Origin of the sequence: Ningiella algicola (assembly GCF_028401415.2) — a bacterium.
In the GTDB taxonomy this organism is placed as follows: domain Bacteria; phylum Pseudomonadota; class Gammaproteobacteria; order Enterobacterales; family Alteromonadaceae; genus Glaciecola.
Window position 1 is genome coordinate 4,086,539 of the sequence record NZ_CP171821.2, and the last position, 23,225, is coordinate 4,109,763.

Here is a 23,225-nt window from a genome sequence, read left to right on the forward strand (position 1 = left end):
AAACAGGAAAAATTGCATGTTGCGCATCGAAAAAGAAGCACTCACCTTCGACGACGTACTATTGGTGCCCGGGCACTCAAATGTGCTCCCTCACACCGCATCACTTTCGACTAAACTTAGCAAAGGCATCACTTTAAATATGCCCTTGATGTCTGCTGCTATGGACACGGTAACAGAGGCGCCACTTGCAATTGCACTTGCTCAAGAAGGCGGAATAGGCTTTATACACAAAAATATGACGGCTGAGGCTCAAGCAGAGCATGTACTGCGCGTGAAAAAGTACGAAAGCGGTGTTGTTCAAGACCCCGTGACGGTCTCTAAAGATGCCACTATTGGGGATACCAAAGCACTTAGCAAAAAGCTGGGTTACAGCGGATTTCCGGTTATCGATAAAGACAACAATTTAATTGGTTTAGTGACAGGTCGCGATTTGCGTTTCGAAAATCGACTTGAAGAGCCTGTTAGCAAAGTTATGACGCCCAAAGACAAGTTAGTTACGGTTACTACTGATGCAAGCCCCGACGAAGTGATGCATTTAATGCACGAGCATCGAATTGAGAAAATTCTCGTGGTGGACGATGCCTTCAAGCTGACGGGACTTATCACGGTAAAAGACTTCCAAAAAGCTAAAAACAAACCCAATGCATGCAAAGATGCACAAGGCAGCTTGCGTGTTGGCGCGGCGGTTGGCGTAGGCGCAGGCACCGACGAGCGCATCAAGCTTTTGGTAGATGCTGGTGTGGACGTACTACTAATTGATACGTCGCACGGACACTCACAGGGCGTGATTGAGCGCGTAAAAGCCGTTAGGCAAGCATATCCTAACTTACAGTTGATAGCTGGAAACGTAGCCACTGCTGAGGGGGCAGCAGCGCTTGCTGCTGCTGGCGTAGATGCCGTAAAAGTCGGGATAGGCCCGGGCTCAATTTGTACAACGCGAATTGTAACGGGCTGTGGTGTGCCGCAGATTACCGCCATTGCGGATGCGGTTTCTGCAGTCGAATCAGAAGGTATCCCCATTATTGCAGACGGCGGGATTCGTTTTTCAGGTGATATTGCTAAAGCGCTTGCAGCAGGTGCAAGTTCAGTCATGGTTGGCAGTATGCTAGCAGGAACGGAAGAGGCGCCGGGCGAAGTAGAGCTGTATCAAGGTCGTTACTACAAGTCTTATCGTGGCATGGGCTCGCTTGGTGCGATGAATCAAAGTCATGGCTCATCTGACCGTTATTTTCAAGATAGCAATAACGCAGAAAAGTTAGTACCAGAGGGTATTGAAGGTCGAGTGGCCTATAAAGGGCCAATTGCTAACATTATCCATCAACAGCTTGGCGGGCTGCGCTCAGCAATGGGCTTAACCGGATGTGCAACTATTGATGAAATGCGCACAAAGGCGAAATTTGTCAAAGTGACCTCTGCCGGTATGGGTGAATCACATGTGCATGACGTGAGCATTACAAAAGAAGCACCCAACTATCGCTTGGGTTAAAACATCGGCGCTTCGCTTGACTTATGTTGATATGATTAGGTCTATTGATGTCATTAACTTGTTGTCTATCTGAAAGCGTTCAATCAGCAGCAAACTATCACTTACATTTTAGGAACACGCATGTCGGCAAATATCCATAGCCAGAAGATCCTCATTCTTGATTTTGGCTCGCAATACACTCAGCTCATCGCCCGTAGGGTAAGAGAAATAGGCGTCTACTGTGAGCTATGGGCGTGGGATGTAAGCGAAAAGCAAATTCGTGAGTTTGCGCCCGACGGTATTATTCTATCGGGTGGACCCGAGTCAGTGCCTGAAGCAAATTCACCGCGCGCGCCGCAGTATGTGTTTAACGCAGGTGTCCCCGTGCTGGGGATTTGCTACGGCATGCAAGTGATGGCGCATCAGTTGGGTGGAAAAGTACAAGGCTCTGATCTTAGGGAGTTTGGCTATGCGCAGGTCGAGCTACTCAAGACAACTCAACTATTTGACAAAATTGAAGATGAAATTGGTGCTAATGGCAATGCGCTGCTAGACGTGTGGATGAGTCATGGAGATAAGGTGGCGCAAGTTCCCACTGGATTTGAAACGATTGCGCAAACGCCTAATTGCCCGCATGCTGCAATGGCAAATACAGATAAACATTTTTACGGCGTTCAATTTCATCCGGAAGTGACGCATACCAAGCAAGGCTTGCGTGTGTTGGAGCATTTTGTGATGCAAATATGTGGCTGCGAGCGATTATGGACGGCCGGCGCAATCATCGAAGATGCGATCGAACGTATTAAAGCTCAGGTCGGCAGTGACGAAGTGATACTAGGCTTATCGGGTGGTGTGGATTCATCGGTAACGGCGATGCTTTTGCATCAGGCCATTGGCAAACAACTTACCTGTGTATTTGTTGACAACGGTTTACTGCGCCTTAACGAAGGCACGCAGGTCATGGAAATGTTTGGCGATCACTTTGGACTTAATATCATTAAAATAGATGCCGAACAGCGCTTTTTGGATGCACTTTCCGGCGAGACCGATCCCGAGAAAAAACGCAAAATCATTGGCAATCAGTTTGTGTATGTCTTTGATGAAGAGTCACAAAAGCTGACGAACGCAAAATGGCTTGCACAAGGTACGATATATCCTGACGTGATTGAGTCTGCTGGATCTGCCACAGGTAAAGCTCACGTAATCAAGTCTCACCACAATGTGGGCGGTTTACCCGAAAACATGAAGATGAGCTTGGTGGAGCCCTTAAGAGAGCTATTTAAAGACGAAGTGCGAAAAATTGGTTTAGAGCTTGGATTGCCCTACGATATGTTGTATCGACATCCTTTCCCGGGCCCTGGCTTAGGTGTGCGCGTACTTGGAGACATAAAAAAGGAATACTGCGATCTGCTGCGCAGAGCTGACGCGATATTTATTGAGGAGCTGCATGGCGCTGACCTTTATCACAAAGTCAGTCAGGCCTTTACCGTCTTTTTGCCTGTCAGGTCAGTAGGCGTGATGGGTGACATGAGAAAATACGACTGGGTAGTATCCCTTCGAGCAGTCGAAACCATTGATTTTATGACCGCTCGCTGGGCGCACTTGCCTTATGATTTCTTAGGGAAGGTGTCCAATCGCATCATCAATGAAGTTGACGGTATTTCTCGTGTTGTCTACGACATTTCAGGTAAACCGCCAGCCACCATAGAATGGGAATAACCTGATTCAGCTTGATTACAAGAATCGAAGCTTTATCCCTGCGCTTACGCGCTGCAGGTGTCGGTTATAGTCAATTAATGAGTCACCGTAACCGTTGAAGTACTGGAGCATAAAGTCGTATCTTTCAGTGATGGGATAGGAGAAGTTAAGCTCTATCCCGCTTCTGTTGTCGTCAAATGATAAGTTGTTACGGACTTTTGCAAAAAGCTCTACATCCCCTAGTTTATAAACGAAGCCAATTTCTACTCGCCCATAAAAGTCTAGTATGTCAGGGTTATCATCACCGGTTGGGTCGAGTGGATCGGTTTTGGCGTCTTCGGGTAGGCGATACCAAGTTTTTAAATAATAAGCTGCGTCTTCGCTACTAAACAGCGCTGTTGCGACAATTCTATTCCAGCTTCGCGACTTTAATTGGTCTTGACCATTGGACATGTGATTGAAGCCAATTTGTGCGCCGTTAAAGCGAAGGCCAAATACATCCCAGTTGGGTGCCCACTGATAAAACACTTCGGGCTCATAGTTGGTTTCACGAAAGGGCTTGGAGACATCTGAATTGTATACTTGCCAAAATGAGGTCGTGGTAAACCCAAAGAACACGCCGCTATTACCTTCGCCATTTTCTCCTTGAAGATAAAGCGGTAGCTGCACGCTGATTTGAAACTTTGCTTCGTATCTATCTACATTTGCGTCATTGAGTCCATCTACCGTAATGGTATTGGCAGAGGTATTGTAGCTAATCGGCAGCACGTAATTGAGCCGATGCTGAGAGATCGCAAAAGGATTTCGATTGGCTTGAGCGTCGGCTTGTTCTTTGTCATCCAACAATGATTTTGACGAAGGTGTAGTGTCCACATTTTGCTCGACGGTTTCTTCAATTGTCTCTTCAATTCGCTCAATTAGGCTTTCTTCCTCAGGCTTATCGACAGGCGGTTTCGGCTCTTGCGGAGGTTTGCTAGGCTGCTGAGCGTTCATCCCTTCAATCGGCAAATCCTGCTCAATTGCATTTGTAACACTTTGGCTTACACTTAAATAAGCTATTAGTACTAACTTTAAGCATCGTTTTGACATAACAAGTTCCTTTTTGAGCGCTGATTCTGCTAGTTAGAGTGGGCGATAATACCTTGGTTGGTACCACGCCGTTTCTTGTTCCCGAACAAGAATGACTTAGCAAAGATGATAGAAGAAACGTTTGAAAATGCGAACAAAATTATACAGCGAAGCTCAATAAGGCCGAAATAAGCATGAGGATACGCCAATGGAACTCGGACAATTTTCACTCAGCCTAAGCGTCAAAGATATTGAGGTATCAAAATCGTTTTACGAAAAGATGGGCTTTAAAGCGCTTGAGGGGCTAGGCTCTGTCGAAGAAAAATGGCTCATCATGAAAAACGATGCTGTGCTCATTGGGATTTTTCAAGATATGTTTGAACATAACATTATGACCTTCAATCCATCTGATGCTAGAGATATAGAGCAAAACTTAATTACAAAGGGTGTTGCAATAGAAACGAAAACGAAGGGTGAGTCAGGACCGACGCATTTTGTATTAAAAGATCCAGATGGCAATACCATTATGTTCGATCAGCATAGTGATTAAATTTAAGCACCAAAAGGTGTTGCAAATACGAAAAATAGCCCTGCAACAATGCTGCCGTTAAATGCTGCGTAACATAAGGAAGAAAGACAGTTTTTGCTACTAATATTAAAGCCCTCATATTTGTCCTCACATCACTTTTGTTGTTGTCGTGCTCAGTTTATAGCGACGAGCAGGAGAGGGTAAGCCAGCAATCTATGCCTCTACACATTGATATGCCTAGCTTTCAGTCAATAATGACTAAGGCAAATGTTAAAGGCGCTATATTAATCTATGACTTAAACAAGCAAAGATACTATTCAAACGATTTTGAGTGGTCCCGTATAGGCCAATTACCAGCGTCCACTTACAAAATACCAAATTCGATCATTGCCCTTGAAACTGGCGTGGTAAATGACCAAAGCAGCGTATTCAAATGGGATGGTGAACCACAAAGATTTAAAACTTGGGAGAAAGACCTCAGCTTTAATGAAGCCTTCCATTATTCCTGCGTGCCGTGTTATCAAAAAGTCGCTCGCCGCATCGGTGAAAAAGAAATGAATCAGTTCGTCAAGAAACTTGGCTACGGTAACATGGACATAAACGACAGCAATATCGATACATTTTGGCTTCAAGGTCGTTCTAAGATCACGCAATTTGAGCAAATAGATTTTCTAATGCGCTTCCATCGTATGCGTCTGCCCATTTCGAAACGCACTCAATCGATAATGAAGAGCTTGATGGTAATTGAAAGCAACGATGAATATCGTATAAGTGGAAAGACAGGCTGGTCAATAGTTCAAGACGTGAACAACGCCTGGTTTGTGGGCTATATTGAGTCAAATGGCAATGTTTACTTCTTTGCCAGCAATATTGAGTCTAAGCATGACACAGATATGTCTCAGTTTTCAAAAACCAGAAAGCAAATAACGTTTGAAGCGCTGAAAGAACTGAAGGCCCTCAAATAAGCTTCAGCACCAGCAATGGACACGGTGGACAATCAGCTTATTGATATTGTAGGGGGATCATGTTGCTTCAACATTCAATCGTTGGAAGAACGTAATACCGCAATATTTAAATCTTAAGTGTCTGTCCTTCGTACGCCCCGAAACATTCAGCGTCAGCGCCACCTATTTCAATAATGACACTGGCATCTTCAACGATTTCGTCAATGTCTTTGTCGGTGCGCTCTGGGTCATGACTATATAGTGCAAGTCGTTTTGCAAAGCTGGCTAATGCCAGTTTCACAGCTTCTTCTGCAACGGAATGTCCCCATCCTAGTTTTGCAGGCATATCTTTAACCACATATTGGGCGTCATGAATAAGCAAGTCAGCGTTTTTTGCAAACTCAACAAACTCTAAGAAGTCCGTGTCTTTTTTATACGGAGGATAGAGCTCGTTATCAGTGATATACGCCAATTTGCTGTCACCTTCTTGTATGGTGTAACAACTTCCGCCTCCCGGATGGTTCATTGGGTGTCGCTTTATTGTCGCGGAACCTAATGTCCACTCAGTGATGTCATAAGGAATACGTTTTATCAGGATATTTGACGCCAGCACATCTTTGCTAACAGGAAAGTAAGAACCTGACATTTGTTTGACAACGGCTTCTGGTTGTTCAAGCTTGGTCATCCCCGGCGTAATATTAATCTCACGGCCTGGCTGATAGATTGGGATAAAAAACGGGAAGCCTTGGATATGATCCCAGTGATTGTGACTTAACAAGAGGTTAATCGGCGTCTTCTTAGCGGCAAGCTTTTTCCCAAGCACACGAATACCAGTGCCTGCGTCCAACACAATATCGGTGCCGTCTTCTAGCTCAACATGCACGCATGCCGTATTTCCGCCGTATTTCATATACTCCGGCCCTGGCGTTGGAATTGAACCTCTCACACCATAAAATGTAACCTGCACCGCTACCTCACTGATTGGTTATAAAAGCAATGACCTCATCGATGTTAATCAGCGTTTTTTCTCCGGTAAGACGGTTTTTGTATTCAACTTGTTGGTTATCTAGGTTGCGCTCCCCAATAACAATGCTGTGGGGGATACCAATCAATTCCATGTCGTTAAACATCACACCAGGACGCTCTTTTCGATCGTCAAATAATACTTCAGTATTTTCTGCTAGGAAGTCTGCATACAATTTTAATGCCGTTTCCATAATTCTGTGTGATTTATGCATGTTCATTGGAATGATCGCCACTTGAAATGGCGCGATTGCGCTTGGCCATTTAATGCCAAACTTATCATGGTTTTGTTCAATTGCTGCTGCAACAATGCGCGTTACGCCAATGCCATAGCATCCCATTTTGAGTATTTCATGTTTGCCTGACTCAGAGAGCACTCCGCAGCCCATGGCTTTCGAGTATTTGTCTCCGAGTTGGAAAATGTGACCCACTTCAATGCCTTTGCGTATTTGTAACTTGCCTTTTCCATCTGGAGACGGGTCGCCAGCGACAACGTCTCTTAAATCAGCGACTTCGTATTCACTTATATCCCGGTCCCAGTTTACGCCTGTGAAGTGAAGGTCATCTTCGTTTGCCCCGCAAACAAAATCGGCACATGCTGCGGCGCTTCTATCTACCAACACAGGGATAGGAAGATTCACTGGACCTATAGAGCCGAATTGACAGCCTACTTGAGCGGCTACTTTTTCTTCATCAGCCATTTTCAACGGACTGGCTACTAAGGGATGCTTGCTAGCTTTAATATCGTTAAGCTGGTGATCACCCCGTAGCACGAGCGCAACAAATGGGTGCTCAGAGTCCTCAACAGCTTCCACTATCAATGTTTTTACGCATTGTGTGCTATCTACCCGTAAGTGCGCAGAGACATCGGCAATCGTCCTTGCATTTGGTGTGTCGACTTTCGTGAGTGTTTGCTTAGGTTCTGGCCTTTCATTTATGCTAATAGCTTCAGCAAGCTCGACATTCGCGGCATAGTCGGATGCATCGCTGAACGCGATATCGTCTTCACCTGAATCAGCAAGCACGTGAAACTCATGCGATACCGCACCGCCGATTGACCCGCTATCTGCAATAACTGGGCGGTATTCCAAGCCAATGTGCTCAAAAATATTGCAATAGGCTTGATGCATTCTTTGATATGTTTGTTCAAGCGATTGCTCACCTAAATGGAAGGAGTATGCATCTTTCATGATGAATTCGCGCGAGCGCATAATGCCAAATCGAGGTCTGACTTCGTCTCGGAACTTGGTTTGAATCTGGTATAAATTGAGCGGAAGCTGCTTATAGCTGCTAACTTCGTTTTTTACCAAAGTCGTGATCACTTCTTCATGAGTGGGACCAAGCACAAAGTCTCGCTGATGGCGGTCTTTAATTCTCAATAGCTCAGGTCCATACTCTTCCCAACGCTGTGACTCTTGCCACAGGTCTGCTGGTTGCACAACCGGCATGTTGATTTCTATTGCGCCCGCTTTGTTCATCTCATCGCGCACTATTGCCGCTACTTTATTGAGTACCCGCAAGCCAGTCGGCAGCCATGTGTACAGACCAGACGCGAGTTTACGCACAAGTCCGGCTCGAAGCATGAGCTGATGACTGATGATTTCTGCCTCGGCAGGCGTTTCTTTTTGAGTAGCGAGTAAATATTCAGATGTGCGCATAGATAAATGTTCGTTTTTTGTATTAAAAAGATATGAAGCGGAGTTTATCAGCGCTATAGAACGGACTAAACCTATTTATCAGTATATTTTTCGACTTTGTGCACTGTAGCCAGTGTGTTAACCACAGAAAATGAAATGTCATAGTCATATAGACGCACCGAATACGCTTTTTCATCGCGTTTATGTTGCTTATAAGCCGGGCGCGGATCTTGCGAGATAACGTTAAACACAAGCGCTTTAATGTCCGCAAACTCGGCTGCTGCGATACGCAGCAAGGCCTCGGCACTTGGTTCAAGCTTTACTTCAAGGCTAGCGCTGGGCGCATCTTTTGCGTAAGCGCTGTCAGCGTCATTGATACAATCTGAATAGGCTATATAAGGCTTGATATCGATAATGGGGGTGCCCGTGAGCAAATCCACTCCTTCAACTTCCAAACAGTTGTCTTCAAAGCCCAGCACTTTTACGACTGACATACCTATCCCGTTCGGTCTAAAACTTGAGCGAGTCGCAAATACGCCGATCTTTTGATTACCACCTAGCCTTGGAGGACGGACTCGTTCACTCCAGCTCTTATCAGCATGTTCATGAAATTGAAATAACAACCAGCAGTGAGAAAATGCAAGCAAACCCTCGCAGGCAAGCTTTGCATCGAGAGTTGGTTCAAACTTGATTCGGCCTTTGGCAATGCTAAGGCCAAGCCCTTGGCGCGGGATGCCGAATTTTTGTGAGAATGGCGTATGGATGATGCCGACCGCTTGAATTTGAATGATTTAGTCCTCGTGCAGAGTAAAAAAACTTGTCATATGCTGATGATAGAAAATCTTCAGTTTAAACTATATCGTGACTACAACAGTTGGGTATCGAATAGTGCGTCGGTAAACAGCTCTATGCATCAACGCGTCACATATTCAACATTGTGTCCAATTAATGGGCACATTCGCTCTACCGCGTTGCACAGCGATTATGAATTCTTGCCATACTTCTCAAAGAAACATTTCCCCAGTGTCTTTGCATGCTCTATGTTCCGTAAAGGAATTCGTTCCGGCTTGGAGAAGGACGTTAAAGCGCGTTCAATACTCGCTTCTCGAATGACATGTATCATGGGGTAGGGTGAACGATTAGTGTAATTGCTTGCGCAATTTTGAGGCGTGCCTTCAAAGCAGTAGTCGGGGTGAAAGCTTGCTAGCTGAAAAATACCCTCATAGCCTTCTCGAAACAGTAGCTCATTGCTAAATTCCAAGAAATCAAGGTAGTCATTGAAGTCCTCCAGTGCACAAGAGTAAACCACTAAACTTGTTTCGATGTTTTTATTTACAATTAAGTATTCGAGCTCTTCTAGCAAGTGTTGCAACATCAAAGCGGTATCAGATTCTTCTGCTACCTTCAGGCGAATGCTATTGTTAAGCCTTGGCGCTTTGGCAAAAGGACAAAAGTTTTCTTCAATTATCACCTTGTCTAGCCATCGATAAGTTGCTTTGTTTACTGAATCGATATGAATTGCCACCATACTAATTCTAAGCTTGACTGGAAGGGTTTTGCTTATGCTTATCATTGTTGACCACATGACTGTGATACTTAACGTAAGCCTCAAGCGTATTTTCAATTAAGCTGGCCACGGTCATAGGGCCAACACCGCCTGGTACAGGTGTTATCCATCCAGCGCGTTCTTTTGCGACGTCGTACTCAACATCACCTGTAAGAGAACCGTCCTCAAGGCGGTTGATGCCTACATCAATGACAATCGCACCTTTTTTAACCCAATCACCGGGAACAAAATTCGGTTTGCCGACGGCGACCACTAACAAGTCGGCGCGTCTGACGTGTTCCGCCAAATCCTTAGTGAACTTATGACATGTTGTAACCGTGCAGCCTGCAAGCAAAAGCTCAAGCCCCATTGGGCGGCCAACGATGTTTGATGCGCCAACAATGACAGCATGTAAGCCTTTAATAGGCTTTTTGGTTGACTCAATCATTGTCATGATACCCTTTGGCGTACAGGGGCGAAGCGCGGGCATGCGCTGAGCTAAGCGGCCTATATTATAAGGATGAAATCCGTCAACATCTTTGCTTGGATGAATTCGTTCTAATATTTCATCGGCATCAAGGCCAGCTGGCAATGGCAACTGCACTAAAATCCCGTCAATGCTGTTATCTTGATTTAGCTCGTCAACTAATGCTTCTAATTCACTTTGCGCGGTGTTGGGCGGTAATTTATATTCTTTTGAGACAAATCCAACTTCTTCACATGCCTTTGTTTTATTCGCTACATAAACTTGTGAAGCTGGATTGCTGCCAACTAGAACCACTGCAAGCCCGGGAAGGCGCTTGTTAGCTTCGGCCAGTGTTTCGACTTGGGCTGCAACCGTTTGTCGAACATATTTCGCTATTTTTTTTCCATCTATGAGTTGGGCTCGCATGGTCTCTCTGACTTTGTAAAAATGATAAGGAACAAGTGTTTATTGTAACGGATGCTGTTTTAAAGGTCATTGCTACATTTGGATATTTAAAACATGATAAAAAACGTTTGACGAGATTGTGCCAACTCGGTAATATGCGCCCCCCGTAGCGAAGGCCTTTTTTGCAGTATTTTCGTTACGTTGTCGGTGAGTGGCGCAGCTTGGTAGCGCACTTGGTTTGGGTCCAAGGGGTCGTAGGTTCGAATCCTATCTCACCGACCATTTTTGCTTTGTAAGCGATGAGAGATTGCGATTCGAAGAGCGTCCGTAGCTCAGCTGGATAGAGCACCCGCCTTCTAAGCGGGTGGTCGCAGGTTCGAATCCTGCCGGACGCGCCATCTTTGGCACATTCTCTGGCGACTTTCATTTGCTACGACAAAGCAAAAACAGAAATCAGTGGTGGGCGTAGCTCAGTTGGTAGAGCCCCGGATTGTGATTCCGGTTGTCGTGGGTTCAAATCCCATCGTCCACCCCATTTTTTCTTTTCAAATTTGCGGAAGTGGTGGAATTGGTAGACACGCTGGATTTAGGTTCCAGTGCTTCACGGCGTGAGAGTTCAAGTCTCTCCTTCCGCACCATCTTTTTAAAGTCTCTCCGGTGAGTGGCGCAGCTTGGTAGCGCACTTGGTTTGGGTCCAAGGGGTCGTAGGTTCGAATCCTATCTCACCGACCATTTAAATTATCTTTTTGTTTCCATTAACACAAGATTTGCGCACACGCTCGGGCCGCTATCGAATTTAAGGCGCTTCACAGCGAAGCTGTGACACATCCATGTGACGCTCAACAAACGACATCCTTGTCGTTTGATGCTTAAATTCGATAGCGGCCCGAGCGTGTGCGCAAATCTTGTGTTAGTGAAATGGTCAGTATATCGATTTGAACTTTATCACCAATCCGAAGTCTTTAAGTTTCTATAGAAACAAGGTTTCAACATGCTTTTCGATATCGCACTCATCGGCGGTTTGCTGTTTTTGAACGCAGTGCTAATGGCGATGATGTGCTATTCCTTCGCGAAAAATAAAACTGAAGCGCAATTTCAAGTGGTGTTTTTTTCACTTGTTTTGTCGTTCTTATGTTTTCCACTAAGCTGGTTACACTGCTGGCATTGGAGCAGACGATTACCAGATGTAGGGTTCATTAAGCTGGATTGAATATCGGCTTATTTGTGTGCTTTCAAAATTTAATAGCGAAATAGGGTCTCAAAGCCCTCGACTCGCGCATTCGGTCTCTGTATAATCTGGCGTCCTTTTTTATCACAGTGGCGCAGTAATTGAGTCTGAGTTCATTTAGATTTAATTTTTATCGCCTCTGCCATAGTAGCTTATGGGTTACATTAGATTTCACAACGCGCACATGGCGCATAGTTGAGGTAGAAGAATGCAAGTGTCTGTAGAGACGACTCAAGGGTTAGAACGCCGTCTTACTATTACCGTTCCTGCTGAATCGGTAGATTCTGCGGTAAAAGCACGTTTACAACAGTTGGCGAAAACGCAGCGTATCAACGGATTTCGTCCTGGCAAAGTGCCGGTGAGCGTAATTAAAAAGCGTTTTGGTTCTGCAGTGCGGCAAGAAGTTGCTGGTGACGTTATGCAGCGTCATTTCTACGAAGCTATTATGCAAGAGAAAATCAACCCTGCCGGTATGCCTGCGTTTGATTTGACGAAAGATGAAGACGGTCAAGACCTAGAATTCGCCGCTACCTTTGAGATCTACCCAGAAGTTGAAGTAAAGGGTGTTGATAAGATAGAGGTTGAAAAACCCACTGTTGACATTAAGGCAAAAGACCTTAATGAAATGATAAAGACCTTACAGAAACAGCACGCAACATTCAAAGAAGTGAAGCGTAAAGCAAAAGAAGGCGATAAAGTGTTCATCAACTTTGTGGGCACGATTGATGGTGAAGAGTTTGACGGTGGTAAGGCCGAAGATTTTCCACTCGAGTTAGGCAAAGGTCAAATGATCCCTGGCTTTGAAGAGCCGCTTGAGGGTGCGAAAAAAGGTGATGAAGTGGTCGCTAAGGTCACCTTTCCCGAAGATTATCATGCTGAAGCGCTTAAAGGCAAAGATGCTGAGTTTGCGATTACGGTGAACAAAGTAGAAGGCTTAAACCTACCGAAGGTTGACGACGAGTTTGCTCAGTTATTCGGTGTAGAAGAGGGCGGCGTTGACGCACTCAAAGAAGAAGTTAAAAAGAACATGCAGCGTGAACTTGATCAAACGCTAAAAACACAAGTTAAGGAAAATGTTATTTCTGCCTTACTTGCGGCGAATGAGCTAGACTTGCCCTCAGCGTTGGTTGAGCAGGAAGTAAACGCGCTTCGCGAGCAAGCTAAGCAGCGTTTTGAGCAGCAGGGCAATGCGGCTAATATGCCTGAACTGCCAAACGATTTATTTACAGACAATGCAAAACGTCGTGTAAGTGTTGGTTTGTTGTTAGGCGAAGTGATTAAATCTAACAAGCTAGAAGTCGAGCAAGCACGAGTTGACGCATTGATCGAACAAACGGCTTCAGCGTATGAAGATCCGAGCGAAGTAATTGAGTACTACAAGAACAATCAAGAGATGCTACAGCAAATTCAAAATCTAGCTCTTGAAGAACAAGCAATCGATGCCATATTAAAACAAGCGAAAGTAAAAGAAGTTAAAAAATCGTTTGATGAAGTTATGAACAAAAAGGCTTAATCAAAAGCCTCAGTGATTGACTTGATAGCTTATCAACTGATTAAATGCTCGGACGTTCCGGGCATTTTTTTTAGATTTCAATGTACTATACTTAGCTTTAGTAAAACAGCGATGCGCCTGATTCAGGTTTCCATACGTAACTTTCATAGAATATATAGATAAGAGTGCAAATGACAAACATCATTACTGACCCTAGCAACGCCCTTGTTCCCATGGTGGTAGAGCAAACATCTCGAGGCGAACGTTCGTTCGATATCTATTCACGCCTGTTAAAAGAGAACGTGATATTTTTGGTGGGGCAAGTTGAAGACCACATGGCAAACTTAATTGTTGCGCAGATGTTGTTTCTGGAGGCAGAAAATCCAGAAAAAGATATCTTCTTGTACATAAATTCACCCGGTGGTTCGGTTACAGCAGGTATGGCCATTTACGATACAATGAACTTCATCAAGCCAGACGTCAGTACTGTATGTATTGGACAAGCGGCTAGTATGGGCTCATTTCTATTGTCAGCAGGCGCAAAAGGAAAGCGCTATTGCTTACCGCATTCGAGGGTGATGATTCATCAACCTTTAGGTGGATTTCAGGGGCAAGCATCAGATTTTGAAATACATGCTAAGGAAATCCTGTCTATCAAAGAGAGATTGAACCGTTTATATGCAGATCATACCGGGCAAGATTATGAAAAAATCGCCCATGATACCGATAGAGATAACTTTTTAAGTGCACAAGATGCGGTAGACTACGGTTTAGTAGATAACGTGCTCACCAGCCGAGATGATGTTGGTAAAAAGTAGCGATAGCGACAAAGGCAAATACTATGAGTGATGACCATAACAAAGACGGCGATAACAAATTATTGTATTGCTCTTTTTGTGGTAAGAGCCAACACGAGGTTCGAAAATTGATTGCAGGACCGTCGGTTTTCATATGTGACGAGTGTGTTGAGCTGTGTAACGATATTATTCGTGAAGAAATTAAAGAAATTTCTCCCAAGCAAAAAAATGATGCGCTTCCAACGCCAGCAGAAATACATAAGCATCTTGATGATTATGTTATTGGTCAGGAGCACGCAAAAAAGGTGCTCGCAGTAGCGGTGTATAACCACTACAAGCGTCTGCGTAATGGCGATGTGCATGAAGGCGTTGAGCTAGGTAAAAGTAATATTCTGTTAATAGGACCAACGGGTAGTGGTAAAACACTGCTTGCTGAAACTTTGGCGCGTTTGCTTGATGTGCCTTTCACAATGGCAGATGCTACCACCCTCACGGAAGCGGGTTATGTGGGTGAGGACGTTGAGAATATTATTCAAAAACTGCTGCAAAAATGTGATTACGACCCGGAAAAAGCGCAACGCGGCATCGTGTATATCGATGAAATCGACAAAATATCGCGTAAGTCTGATAATCCGTCTATTACTCGCGACGTATCTGGCGAAGGGGTGCAGCAAGCTTTATTAAAACTCATTGAAGGTACCATTGCCTCAGTCCCCCCACAGGGCGGTCGTAAGCACCCGCAGCAAGAGTTTTTACAAGTCGACACTTCAAAAATTTTGTTTATTTGCGGCGGCGCATTTGCTGGGCTTGATAAAATAATTGAGCAACGTAATGCGACCGGCACCGGTATTGGATTTGGTGCAGAGGTGAAATCGCCCAACGAACATAATGCTTTGACCCAACTATTTAAAGACGTTGAGCCCGAGGATTTAGTGAAGTACGGCCTCATCCCCGAATTTATCGGTCGTCTCCCAGTTGTCACCAGTTTAGAGGAACTCAGTGAGGATGCGCTGATTCAAATTTTAAAAGAGCCTAAAAATGCAATTACTAAACAATACGGTGCACTGTTTGCAATAGAAGATGCTGAGTTAGAGTTTAGAGAAGATGCTTTACGCGCCATTGCGCAAAAAGCAATGTCTCGAAAAACTGGGGCGCGTGGCTTGCGCTCAATTGTAGAAGCGGTGCTGCTTGAAACGATGTATGACCTTCCATCGACACCCGAGGTATCTAAAGTCGTTATTGACGAAACCGTTATAAAAGGCGAATCTAAGCCGATTTTGATGTACGAAAACACAAACGACAAGAAGGCTGCATCTGAGTAAAGCGCCAATTGTTGATGAAAAAAAGGACCTCTCTAGGTCCTTTTTTTGACGCTGGCTTTGAACTTTGTAACATTATCCCCATATAAGTAATCATAGTAGAAAATAAGAGAGAAATATGACAGAGAGTACTCTGCTCAGAAGTATGCCAGTCTTGGCCTTGAGAGATGTTGTGGTTTACCCACATATGGTTATTCCTTTGTTTGTAGGGCGTGAAAAATCTATTCAGTGCCTTGAGGCCGCAATGGATAACGATAAAAAAGTATTTTTGGTGGCGCAAAAAGATGCCAGTATTGACGAGCCTGAAATCAAAGATGTATTCGAGGTAGGAACCGTTGCGACCATTCTTCAACTGCTCAAACTCCCTGACGGCACAGTTAAGGTATTGGTGGAAGGTAGCGTTCGGGGAAAAATTCTACAATACACCGATACTGACCCTTATTTCATCGGTGATGCTGAAGTACTCGACGATGAAGAAATAGATGACAGCGAACAAGAGGTATTAATTCGGTCTGCGGTTTCGCAGTTCGAGGGCTACGTTAAGCTCAATAAGAAAATCCCGCCAGAAGTACTTACTTCCCTCAATGGTATAGAAGATGCTGCGCGCCTCGCTGATACAATGGCAGCGCATATGCCACTTAAACTTTCTGAAAAACAGAAAGTACTTGAAATGCGAAGCGTAACCAAGCGTTTGGAATTTCTGATGGCGCTTATGGAGGGCGAAATCGACCTCTTGCAAGTTGAGAAGAAAATTCGAACGCGCGTAAAAAAGCAAATGGAAAAAAGTCAGCGCGAGTATTATTTAAATGAGCAGATGAAAGCTATTCAAAAAGAACTCGGCGAACTTGACGAAGCGCCTGATGAATTTGAGGCGCTCAATAAAAAAATCTCCGAAGCCAAAATGCCGGATGACGCGCAAGATAAGGCAAAAGCAGAACTTAATAAGCTTAAAATGATGTCGCCAATGTCTGCAGAGGCCACCGTTGTGCGCTCTTACATTGACTGGTTAGTGTCTGTTCCTTGGCATAAACGCAGCCCAGTCAAAAGAGACTTGGGCAGAGCAGAGGATGTATTAGATAGTGATCACTATGGTCTGGAAAAGGTAAAAGAACGGATCCTTGAATATTTGGCCGTTCAGCAACGCGTAAAAAAATTAAAGGGTCCAATTTTGTGTTTGGTCGGGCCACCGGGGGTTGGTAAGACCTCGCTCGGTCAGTCCGTTGCAAAAGCGACCGGGCGAAAGTATGTGAGAATGGCCTTAGGCGGTGTTCGTGATGAGGCAGAAATAAGGGGTCATAGACGCACATATATTGGTTCTTTGCCAGGAAAGCTTATTCAAAAGATGTCCAAAGTCGGCGTCAAAAATCCACTATTTTTGCTTGATGAGATTGATAAGATGTCATCAGACATGCGCGGAGATCCATCGTCTGCGCTTTTAGAAGTGCTTGACCCTGAGCAAAACTCAAGTTTCTCTGACCACTATTTAGAAGTGGACTATGATTTATCGGACGTTATGTTTGTTGCTACATCCAACAGCATGAATATTCCGGGCCCACTTCTGGATAGAATGGAAGTCATACGTCTTTCTGGATATACCGAGGACGAAAAGCTAAATATCGCTCAGCGCCATTTAATCGCAAAGCAAATTGCACGCAATGGACTGAAAGATAAAGAGCTCAAAATAGAAGAATCTGCAATTATCGGCGTTATTCGTTACTACACGCGTGAAGCGGGTGTAAGAAGTTTAGAGCGTGAAATATCAAAGATATGCCGTAAGGCCGTCAAGAACATTTTGTTGAAAAAAGAAAAAGCCCCAGTGCTTGTGAACCAAGATAACCTCAAAGACTACTTGGGCGTTCAGCGCTTTGATTATGGTATAGCAGATAAGAATAACCAAGTTGGACAAGTAACAGGACTTGCTTGGACAGAAGTCGGTGGCGATTTGCTTACGATTGAGACCAGTGTCGTGCCCGGTAAGGGTAAAGCCACTGCTACTGGTTCACTAGGCGACGTGATGCAAGAGTCGATTAAGGCGGCGCAAACGGTGGTGCGCTCGCGTGCAAAAAAATTAAGAATAAACGAAGACTTTTATGAAAAGCGAGATATTCATATACACGTGCCTGAGGGCGCTACGCCAAAAGATGGTCCAAGCGCGGGTATTGGAATGTGCACGGCGCTAGTGTCATCATTAACAGGCAATCCAGTTAAGTGTGATGTTGCCATGACGGGTGAAATTACGCTTAGAGGGGAAGTGCTTGCCATAGGTGGCTTAAAAGAAAAGTTGCTTGCTGCGCACAGAGGCGGGATAAAAACGGTTATTATTCCACACGAGAACGAACGCGATTTAGAGGAAATTCCGGAAAATGTGACATCCGACCTGGAAATCCACCCTGTAAAATGGATTGACGAGGTCTTGGATATCGCTTTGGTAAACCCTGTTGAATCGGTACAAGTTGCTTCTTAACCCGAAATTTGTTCATTTTTTAACACTAAATTTGCTAGTTTTTGATAAAAAGAGGAAAAATTTTACTTTTTTTATCATTTTGGGTATTCACATGCTCTCAACTTGTGCTACCTTAAACCCATGCGCTTCAAGCCTTGAATATAAAGGGATAGAAAGCGTTTCTTTGTAATAACAGTAGGCTCAAGCAATTGATCGTTTATTGCTACTTTGTGAGCCACTTACGTTAATTTCTAAAAGCAATATAATAACAATGAAGGGGATCATATTGTGAACAAGTCTCAACTTATCGACACCGTCGCTGAAAGCGCAGACATTTCTAAAGCAGCCGCCGGACGTGCTCTAGATGCATTTACTGACGCTGTAACCGCTGCTCTCAAGGATGGCGACCAAGTCGCTCTAGTTGGTTTTGGTACATTCTCAGTACGTGAGCGCGCTGCTAGAAGTGGCCGTAATCCACAGACTGGCGAAACAATCCAAATTTCTGCTGCAAAAGTACCATCTTTCAAAGCTGGTAAAGCACTTAAAGACGCTTGCAACTAAACGTCTACTTAATCATTTTGAAAGGCGATGGTTTACATCGCCTTTTTTTATGGCTAAACCTCTTAAAATCTCGCCTATTGCTTTCAGTACAGGTATAATCTGCGCGCTTTGTCGGTCTAAAATTTTGTTTGTCAAAATATATCTGTCCAAAATAATAAGGTTGTAAGAAACAATGTTAGAAAGAATTCGTGAGGGCGTACAAGGGCCTTGGGCGATTGCGATTGTCGCATTGATTGTCGTAAGCTTTGTATTTACCGGAGTCGGTGGGTATTTGTCATCGTCTGCTTCCACAGCAGCGGCAACGGTCAATGAGAAAGACATTCCAGCGTCAACATTAGAGATTGCATATCAGAATGAGCGGGCGCGCATGGAGTCTCAATTCGGCGAGGCCATTAGCAGTTTATTTGCAAGTGAGAGCTACCTTAATGACTTTAGACAAGGCGTTTTGGATAGACTCATTAATGAAGAACTTATTGCTCAAAAGGCAGATGCTTTAGGTTTACGTGTTGGTGATGAACAGATTAAACAAGCCATCACAGCGCTACCAGAATTCCAAATTGCAGGCCAGTTTAGTAATGATGCATATAATGCTGCTATCCAGCGCGCGGGTTTCACACCGAGTGAATTTGCCGAGTATATGCGCACTCAAATGACCCGTCAGCAATTAGTCCAAGCCTTAAACGGATCTTCATTTAACGTTTCTACTTTGGTGTCAAACATCCTTTCATTAAGAGCACAGCAGCGTGATATTTCCATTATCGAAGTGCCGTCGTCATCTTATTTGCCGGAGATTGAGTTAAACGAAGAAGAGATTGTCCAGTATTACAATGACACGATTAATCAGTATGACACAGAAGAAGAGGTTAAACTGGCCTATGTGAGTCTATCGGTGGATGATTTGTTGCCGTCAGTAGACGTTACTGAGGAAGAAGTCGCTGAGCAGTATGAACAGCAAATAGGCCTTTATCGAAGCGAAGAGCAAAGAAGTGTATCTCATATTCTTATCGAAATAGCAGATGATGCTGATGCTGCGCGCGAAGAAGCCGAGGCAATCCTTCAAGAGCTTCAGGCTGGCGCAGATTTTTCCAATCTTGCTGAACAGAACTCTGACGACATCGTTAGCGCAGAATCCGGTGGAGAGCTGGGTCAGGTAAATCCCGGAGACTACCCAGAAGATTTTGAGAGCGCAGTATTTGCATTAAGCGAAGAAGGTCAGATATCAGATGTTGTTGAAACAGAGTTTGGTTTTCATATCATTAAATTAGATTCCCTTATTGCCTCGGTAACCACGCCTTTAAGTGAAGTTGCTGAACAAATAAGAGACGAAATAAGACTGAACAAAGCGACTGATGTATTTTTTGAGCTTCAAGCTGAAATGCAGCGTTTAGCGTTTGAAGTGCCAGATACGTTGGAGGAGGTGGCAGAAGCGGTCAATCGCCCGATATTTGAAACCGTCTCATTCCCTGCGAGCCGCTACCCTTCGGCGGTGAATTTTCCGCAAGTTGAGAATGTAGCATTCTCCACAGAGTTAATAGAAGAAGGCGTGAACAGTGAGCTTCTGCAATTATCTGACGATAAGGTAATGGTGGTGCGCGTAATCGACCATCAAGCTCAGCGAACTAAGGGCTTAGACGAAGTGCGTGAGGGCATAGAGCAGCAAATGACTACAGATAAAGCGCAGCAAGCTGCGCTTGCTTGGTCGCAAGATGTGCAAAACACCTTATTAACGGGCGAAGATATTCAAGCTAAGTTGGACGAGAAATCGCTTGCATGGGAAGTATATGCAGATGTAACCCGAAACAGCGCACAGCTCTCTCCCGTATTGATTAATGCCGCGTTTGAACTTAGCACCGACCCGGCTAACAATACAGCGGTCGTAAATTTAAACAATGGTAATGTGGGTATTGTCAAGCTGGATGCCATCGACGCTTCCGCGCAGATAAGTAGCGAAGAAATTGAAGCTGCGTCGCAACAGCTTACTGGGCAATATGCGCAGAGAACGTATCAAAACTTTATTGATGCATTAAGAGCGGATGCTGAAATAGTGATCATGAACTAATTCGCAGCCGGTATCGTAAACCATCAAAGCCCCTAATAGGGGCTTTTAAATGTATTAACGGATATCAATATCCCCGTTTGAAGTAAGAACTGCGTTTAAACGACAGAATCTTATCAAGAACCTGCTTATTTTGTGACTAACATTGCGAAAGTAAAAAAGATCATCACTACCGCCGACAGTGCGATGATGTAGATAAAACCTTGTCTTCCCTGTGCGAGGCTGTACCCTCTGACGTTTAAATAGCTATACCAAATGGCACAAAGAATGACGGGCAGTAAAAACAAAAACTTCAACACTTAATATGCCTCTTGAACCTGCGATAAAATAGTATACGCATTTATATGCTTATTAGCTTAACCAAGATCTGAATAGGGAAAAGCTCATGGCAGGAAAATTCAGCAAACAGGCTTTGGCAAACAAAGATGAGGCTTTAGCAGATATAAAAAAACCGGCTAACAGCCGGTTTAATCATTCAGTGTAAAACGCTCTATTTATGCAATCGCTTTAATTTTAGCGTTCAAGCGGCTCTTATGGCGTGCTGCTTTATTTTTATGGATGAGCCCTTTAGTTGCCATTCTGTCCAGTACTGGAACAGCAGCAGTATATGCAGCTTGAGCGGCTTCTTTGTCGCCAGCTTCAATGGCAGCGATAACTTTTTTAATGCACGTGCGAGTTAGCGAGCGACGGCCGGCGTTGTGCTGGCGACGCTTCTCAGCTTGGATTGCACGCTTCTTAGCAGACTTAATGTTAGCCAAGGTGTAACTCCTAAAATAGATTCATGTCAAAATTGAGGGTGCGGATTATCTAAGTATTTACCGGCAATGTCAATTGAAACCGAGGAAATAAATGATAATTTAGCATGCTTTGTTAGTATACTATCGGCAATCATCAGCGTACGGGTGCGCTCAACAAGGAAACATCATTGGCAAAGAAGCTTCTTAAGGCTGGTATAATCGTGAGCAGCATGACGATGCTGTCTCGTATTTTAGGCTTGCTTAGAGATATTGTTGTTGCCAACATAATGGGCGCGGGAGCGGCAGCTGACGTTTTCTTTTTTGCCAACAAAATCCCTAATTTTCTAAGACGCTTGTTTGCCGAAGGTGCGTTTGCCCAAGCGTTTATTCCGGTGCTTACTGAAGTGCATGAACAAGCCAATCAGAACAAAACTAAAGATTTTGTGGCAAAAGTATCAGGCACGCTTGGCATTTTGGTGTTCATTACCGCAATTGTAGGCGTGCTTGGCTCGTCGGTATTAACAGCCTTGTTTGGTATGGGGTGGTACATAGCCTATCTTAATGATGAACCTGTAGGCGCCAAGTTTGAGCTTGCATCCTTGCTGCTAAAAATTACCTTCCCTTATATTTTCTTTATTAGCTTAACTGGGTTTGCGGGCGCAATACTCAATACCTTAAATAAATTTGCTGTGGCGGCGTTTACCCCAGTATTACTTAATATTTCAATTATTGCTTGCGCGTACTTCTTAGCTGATTCTTTCTCAGAGCCTGCTTTTGCACTTGCGTGGGGAGTGTTTATTGGCGGGGTCGTTCAATTGTTATTTCAACTGCCCTTTTTGCATCGAGCCGGTCTATTAGTGAAGCCGAAATGGGGTTGGCAAGATCCTAACGTTATCAAAGTTCGCACCTTGATGATTCCAGCACTATTTGGTGTGTCAGTAAGTCAGATTAACTTGTTGCTCGATACGCTGATTGCAAGTTTTCTAATGACCGGCTCAATCAGCTGGCTGTATTACTCCAATCGTCTTTTGGAGTTTCCCCTTGGTCTGTTTGGGATCGCAATCGCCACCGTCATTCTTCCCACGCTTTCGCGCAATCACGTGCAATCAAAAAACATCGATTTTTCAAAAAACCTCGATTGGGCACTACGGCTCATTGCTTGTATGGGCGTGCCCGCAGCAGCAGCGCTGTTCATCCTTGCTATGCCCTTGATGCTGGTGATCTTTCAACGCGGAGAATTTACAGTAGATACCGCTTACATGGCTTCGCTTAGCTTAATGGCGTATACCACCGGATTGCTTAGTTTTATGCTAGTTAAGATTTTTGCTCCAGCGTTTTACAGCCGCCAAGATACGAAAACGCCAGTGCGCTATGGCATTATGACCATGGCCGCAAATATGTTTTTCAATCTTGTATTGGCTATCCCGTTTGGTTATGTCGGTTTGGCACTCGCCACAGCTATTTCAGGCACCTTAAATGCGCTACTTTTGTATAGAAAACTATCCCAGCTAGGGGTCTATCATATCTCAAAAGACACATGGTTTTATCTGGGGAAAGTCGTTTTGGCGACTGTGCTGATGTCGTCAGTTTTGCTATGGTCAATGCCCGCGTTTGATTTTGCCGAGTCTAGCTTCGCAACGAGGCTAAAAGGCTTGGCTACTCTGATTGCACTTGGCTTGCTCACATACTCTATAAGCGCTTTCGTGCTTGGTATTCGACCTAAAGACTTTATTAGCCAAGCAAAAGCTTGAATAAGTACTGACAAATGCATGAAAGTACGTTGGTTATGCTCTCATAGTCGTTTATAATCA

The 23,225-nt window shown here is 44.4% G+C and carries 18 protein-coding genes and 5 tRNA genes; 16 read left to right on the forward strand and 7 right to left on the reverse strand.

Features of this window, described 5'->3' with window-relative positions; translation table 11 throughout:
- Nucleotides 1-16: 16 nt before the first annotated feature.
- Nucleotides 17-1,486 carry an IMP dehydrogenase gene (gene guaB / locus PN836_RS17770; RefSeq protein ID WP_395340881.1) on the forward strand — a complete coding sequence of 490 codons (1,470 nt, stop codon included), beginning with the start codon at nucleotides 17-19 and terminating at the stop codon, nucleotides 1,484-1,486.
- Between the two features lie 120 nt (nucleotides 1,487-1,606).
- Nucleotides 1,607-3,184, forward strand: coding sequence for a glutamine-hydrolyzing GMP synthase (guaA, locus tag PN836_RS17775; protein WP_395340884.1), 1,578 nt, complete (start codon nucleotides 1,607-1,609; stop codon nucleotides 3,182-3,184).
- A gap of 15 nt (nucleotides 3,185-3,199) precedes the next feature.
- Here the strand turns inward: guaA and PN836_RS17780 are convergent, their stop codons facing one another.
- Nucleotides 3,200-4,252: a phospholipase A gene (locus tag PN836_RS17780; protein WP_395340886.1), complete on the reverse strand. Its 1,053-nt coding sequence runs from the start codon at nucleotides 4,250-4,252 to the stop codon at nucleotides 3,200-3,202.
- A gap of 187 nt (nucleotides 4,253-4,439) precedes the next feature.
- Here PN836_RS17780 and PN836_RS17785 point away from each other — a divergent pair, with 187 nt between their 5' ends.
- Both PN836_RS17785 and blaOXA read left to right on the forward strand, forming a co-directional pair.
- Nucleotides 4,440-4,781, forward strand: a complete 342-nt coding sequence (locus tag PN836_RS17785) for a VOC family protein (RefSeq protein ID WP_395340889.1) — start codon at nucleotides 4,440-4,442, stop codon at nucleotides 4,779-4,781.
- Between the two features lie 194 nt (nucleotides 4,782-4,975).
- Nucleotides 4,976-5,725: a class D beta-lactamase gene (gene blaOXA, locus PN836_RS17790; RefSeq protein WP_395340891.1), complete on the forward strand. Its 750-nt coding sequence runs from the start codon at nucleotides 4,976-4,978 to the stop codon at nucleotides 5,723-5,725.
- Nucleotides 5,726-5,831: 106 nt separating this feature from the next.
- Here the strand turns inward: blaOXA and PN836_RS17795 are convergent, their stop codons facing one another.
- The 5 genes from PN836_RS17795 to folD form a co-directional block, all read right to left on the reverse strand.
- The gene (locus PN836_RS17795) at nucleotides 5,832-6,671 is read right to left on the reverse strand and encodes an MBL fold metallo-hydrolase (RefSeq protein ID WP_395340894.1); all 840 of its coding nucleotides are present in this window, start codon (nucleotides 6,669-6,671) and stop codon (nucleotides 5,832-5,834) included.
- Between the two features lie 7 nt (nucleotides 6,672-6,678).
- Nucleotides 6,679-8,385 carry a proline--tRNA ligase gene (locus PN836_RS17800; protein WP_395340897.1) on the reverse strand — a complete coding sequence of 569 codons (1,707 nt, stop codon included), beginning with the start codon at nucleotides 8,383-8,385 and terminating at the stop codon, nucleotides 6,679-6,681.
- A gap of 71 nt (nucleotides 8,386-8,456) precedes the next feature.
- Complete coding sequence (tsaA, locus tag PN836_RS17805) at nucleotides 8,457-9,155, reverse strand: tRNA (N6-threonylcarbamoyladenosine(37)-N6)-methyltransferase TrmO (protein WP_395345732.1); 699 nt, start codon at nucleotides 9,153-9,155, stop codon at nucleotides 8,457-8,459.
- 191 nt (nucleotides 9,156-9,346) lie between these two features.
- Entirely contained in the window at nucleotides 9,347-9,937 is a 591-nt protein-coding gene (locus tag PN836_RS17810) for a DUF1415 domain-containing protein (protein ID WP_395340899.1), read from the reverse strand.
- Nucleotides 9,900-10,802: a bifunctional methylenetetrahydrofolate dehydrogenase/methenyltetrahydrofolate cyclohydrolase FolD gene (folD, locus tag PN836_RS17815; protein WP_395340901.1), complete on the reverse strand. Its 903-nt coding sequence runs from the start codon at nucleotides 10,800-10,802 to the stop codon at nucleotides 9,900-9,902. The genes PN836_RS17810 and folD overlap by 38 nt, the downstream gene beginning before the upstream one ends.
- Nucleotides 10,803-10,986: 184 nt before the next feature.
- On the opposite strand from folD, the gene PN836_RS17820 reads away from it, so the two are divergent.
- From PN836_RS17820 to PN836_RS17870, 11 genes are all read left to right on the forward strand, one after another.
- Nucleotides 10,987-11,063, forward strand: a tRNA-Pro gene (locus PN836_RS17820).
- A 39-nt stretch (nucleotides 11,064-11,102) separates the two neighbouring features.
- Nucleotides 11,103-11,179: transfer RNA gene (locus PN836_RS17825), tRNA-Arg, on the forward strand.
- A gap of 61 nt (nucleotides 11,180-11,240) precedes the next feature.
- Nucleotides 11,241-11,316 (forward strand) — tRNA-His (locus PN836_RS17830).
- 18 nt (nucleotides 11,317-11,334) lie between these two features.
- A tRNA-Leu gene (locus tag PN836_RS17835) sits at nucleotides 11,335-11,419 on the forward strand.
- Nucleotides 11,420-11,436: 17 nt separating this feature from the next.
- Nucleotides 11,437-11,513 (forward strand) — tRNA-Pro (locus tag PN836_RS17840).
- A 704-nt stretch (nucleotides 11,514-12,217) separates the two neighbouring features.
- On the forward strand, nucleotides 12,218-13,522 hold the full coding sequence (gene tig / locus PN836_RS17845; RefSeq protein ID WP_395340903.1) for a trigger factor: 1,305 nt from the start codon (nucleotides 12,218-12,220) through the stop codon (nucleotides 13,520-13,522).
- Nucleotides 13,523-13,692: 170 nt separating this feature from the next.
- Nucleotides 13,693-14,319, forward strand: coding sequence for an ATP-dependent Clp endopeptidase proteolytic subunit ClpP (gene clpP / locus PN836_RS17850; protein WP_395340905.1), 627 nt, complete (start codon nucleotides 13,693-13,695; stop codon nucleotides 14,317-14,319).
- A gap of 23 nt (nucleotides 14,320-14,342) precedes the next feature.
- Nucleotides 14,343-15,620, forward strand: a complete 1,278-nt coding sequence (gene clpX, locus PN836_RS17855; RefSeq protein ID WP_395340908.1) for an ATP-dependent protease ATP-binding subunit ClpX — start codon at nucleotides 14,343-14,345, stop codon at nucleotides 15,618-15,620.
- A 115-nt stretch (nucleotides 15,621-15,735) separates the two neighbouring features.
- Nucleotides 15,736-18,081, forward strand: a complete 2,346-nt coding sequence (gene lon, locus PN836_RS17860) for an endopeptidase La (RefSeq protein WP_395340911.1) — start codon at nucleotides 15,736-15,738, stop codon at nucleotides 18,079-18,081.
- A 267-nt stretch (nucleotides 18,082-18,348) separates the two neighbouring features.
- Complete coding sequence (locus tag PN836_RS17865; RefSeq protein ID WP_395340914.1) at nucleotides 18,349-18,621, forward strand: HU family DNA-binding protein; 273 nt, start codon at nucleotides 18,349-18,351, stop codon at nucleotides 18,619-18,621.
- A gap of 172 nt (nucleotides 18,622-18,793) precedes the next feature.
- The gene (locus tag PN836_RS17870; protein WP_395340916.1) at nucleotides 18,794-20,680 is read left to right on the forward strand and encodes a SurA N-terminal domain-containing protein; all 1,887 of its coding nucleotides are present in this window, start codon (nucleotides 18,794-18,796) and stop codon (nucleotides 20,678-20,680) included.
- A 491-nt stretch (nucleotides 20,681-21,171) separates the two neighbouring features.
- Here PN836_RS17870 and rpsT read toward each other — a convergent pair whose 3' ends face one another.
- On the reverse strand, nucleotides 21,172-21,435 hold the full coding sequence (gene rpsT, locus PN836_RS17875) for a 30S ribosomal protein S20 (RefSeq protein ID WP_395340918.1): 264 nt from the start codon (nucleotides 21,433-21,435) through the stop codon (nucleotides 21,172-21,174).
- A 167-nt stretch (nucleotides 21,436-21,602) separates the two neighbouring features.
- Here rpsT and murJ point away from each other — a divergent pair, with 167 nt between their 5' ends.
- Nucleotides 21,603-23,165 (forward strand): murein biosynthesis integral membrane protein MurJ, encoded by a 1,563-nt coding sequence (murJ, locus tag PN836_RS17880; protein ID WP_395340920.1) that lies wholly within the window; start codon nucleotides 21,603-21,605, stop codon nucleotides 23,163-23,165.
- Nucleotides 23,166-23,225 lie beyond the last annotated feature (60 nt).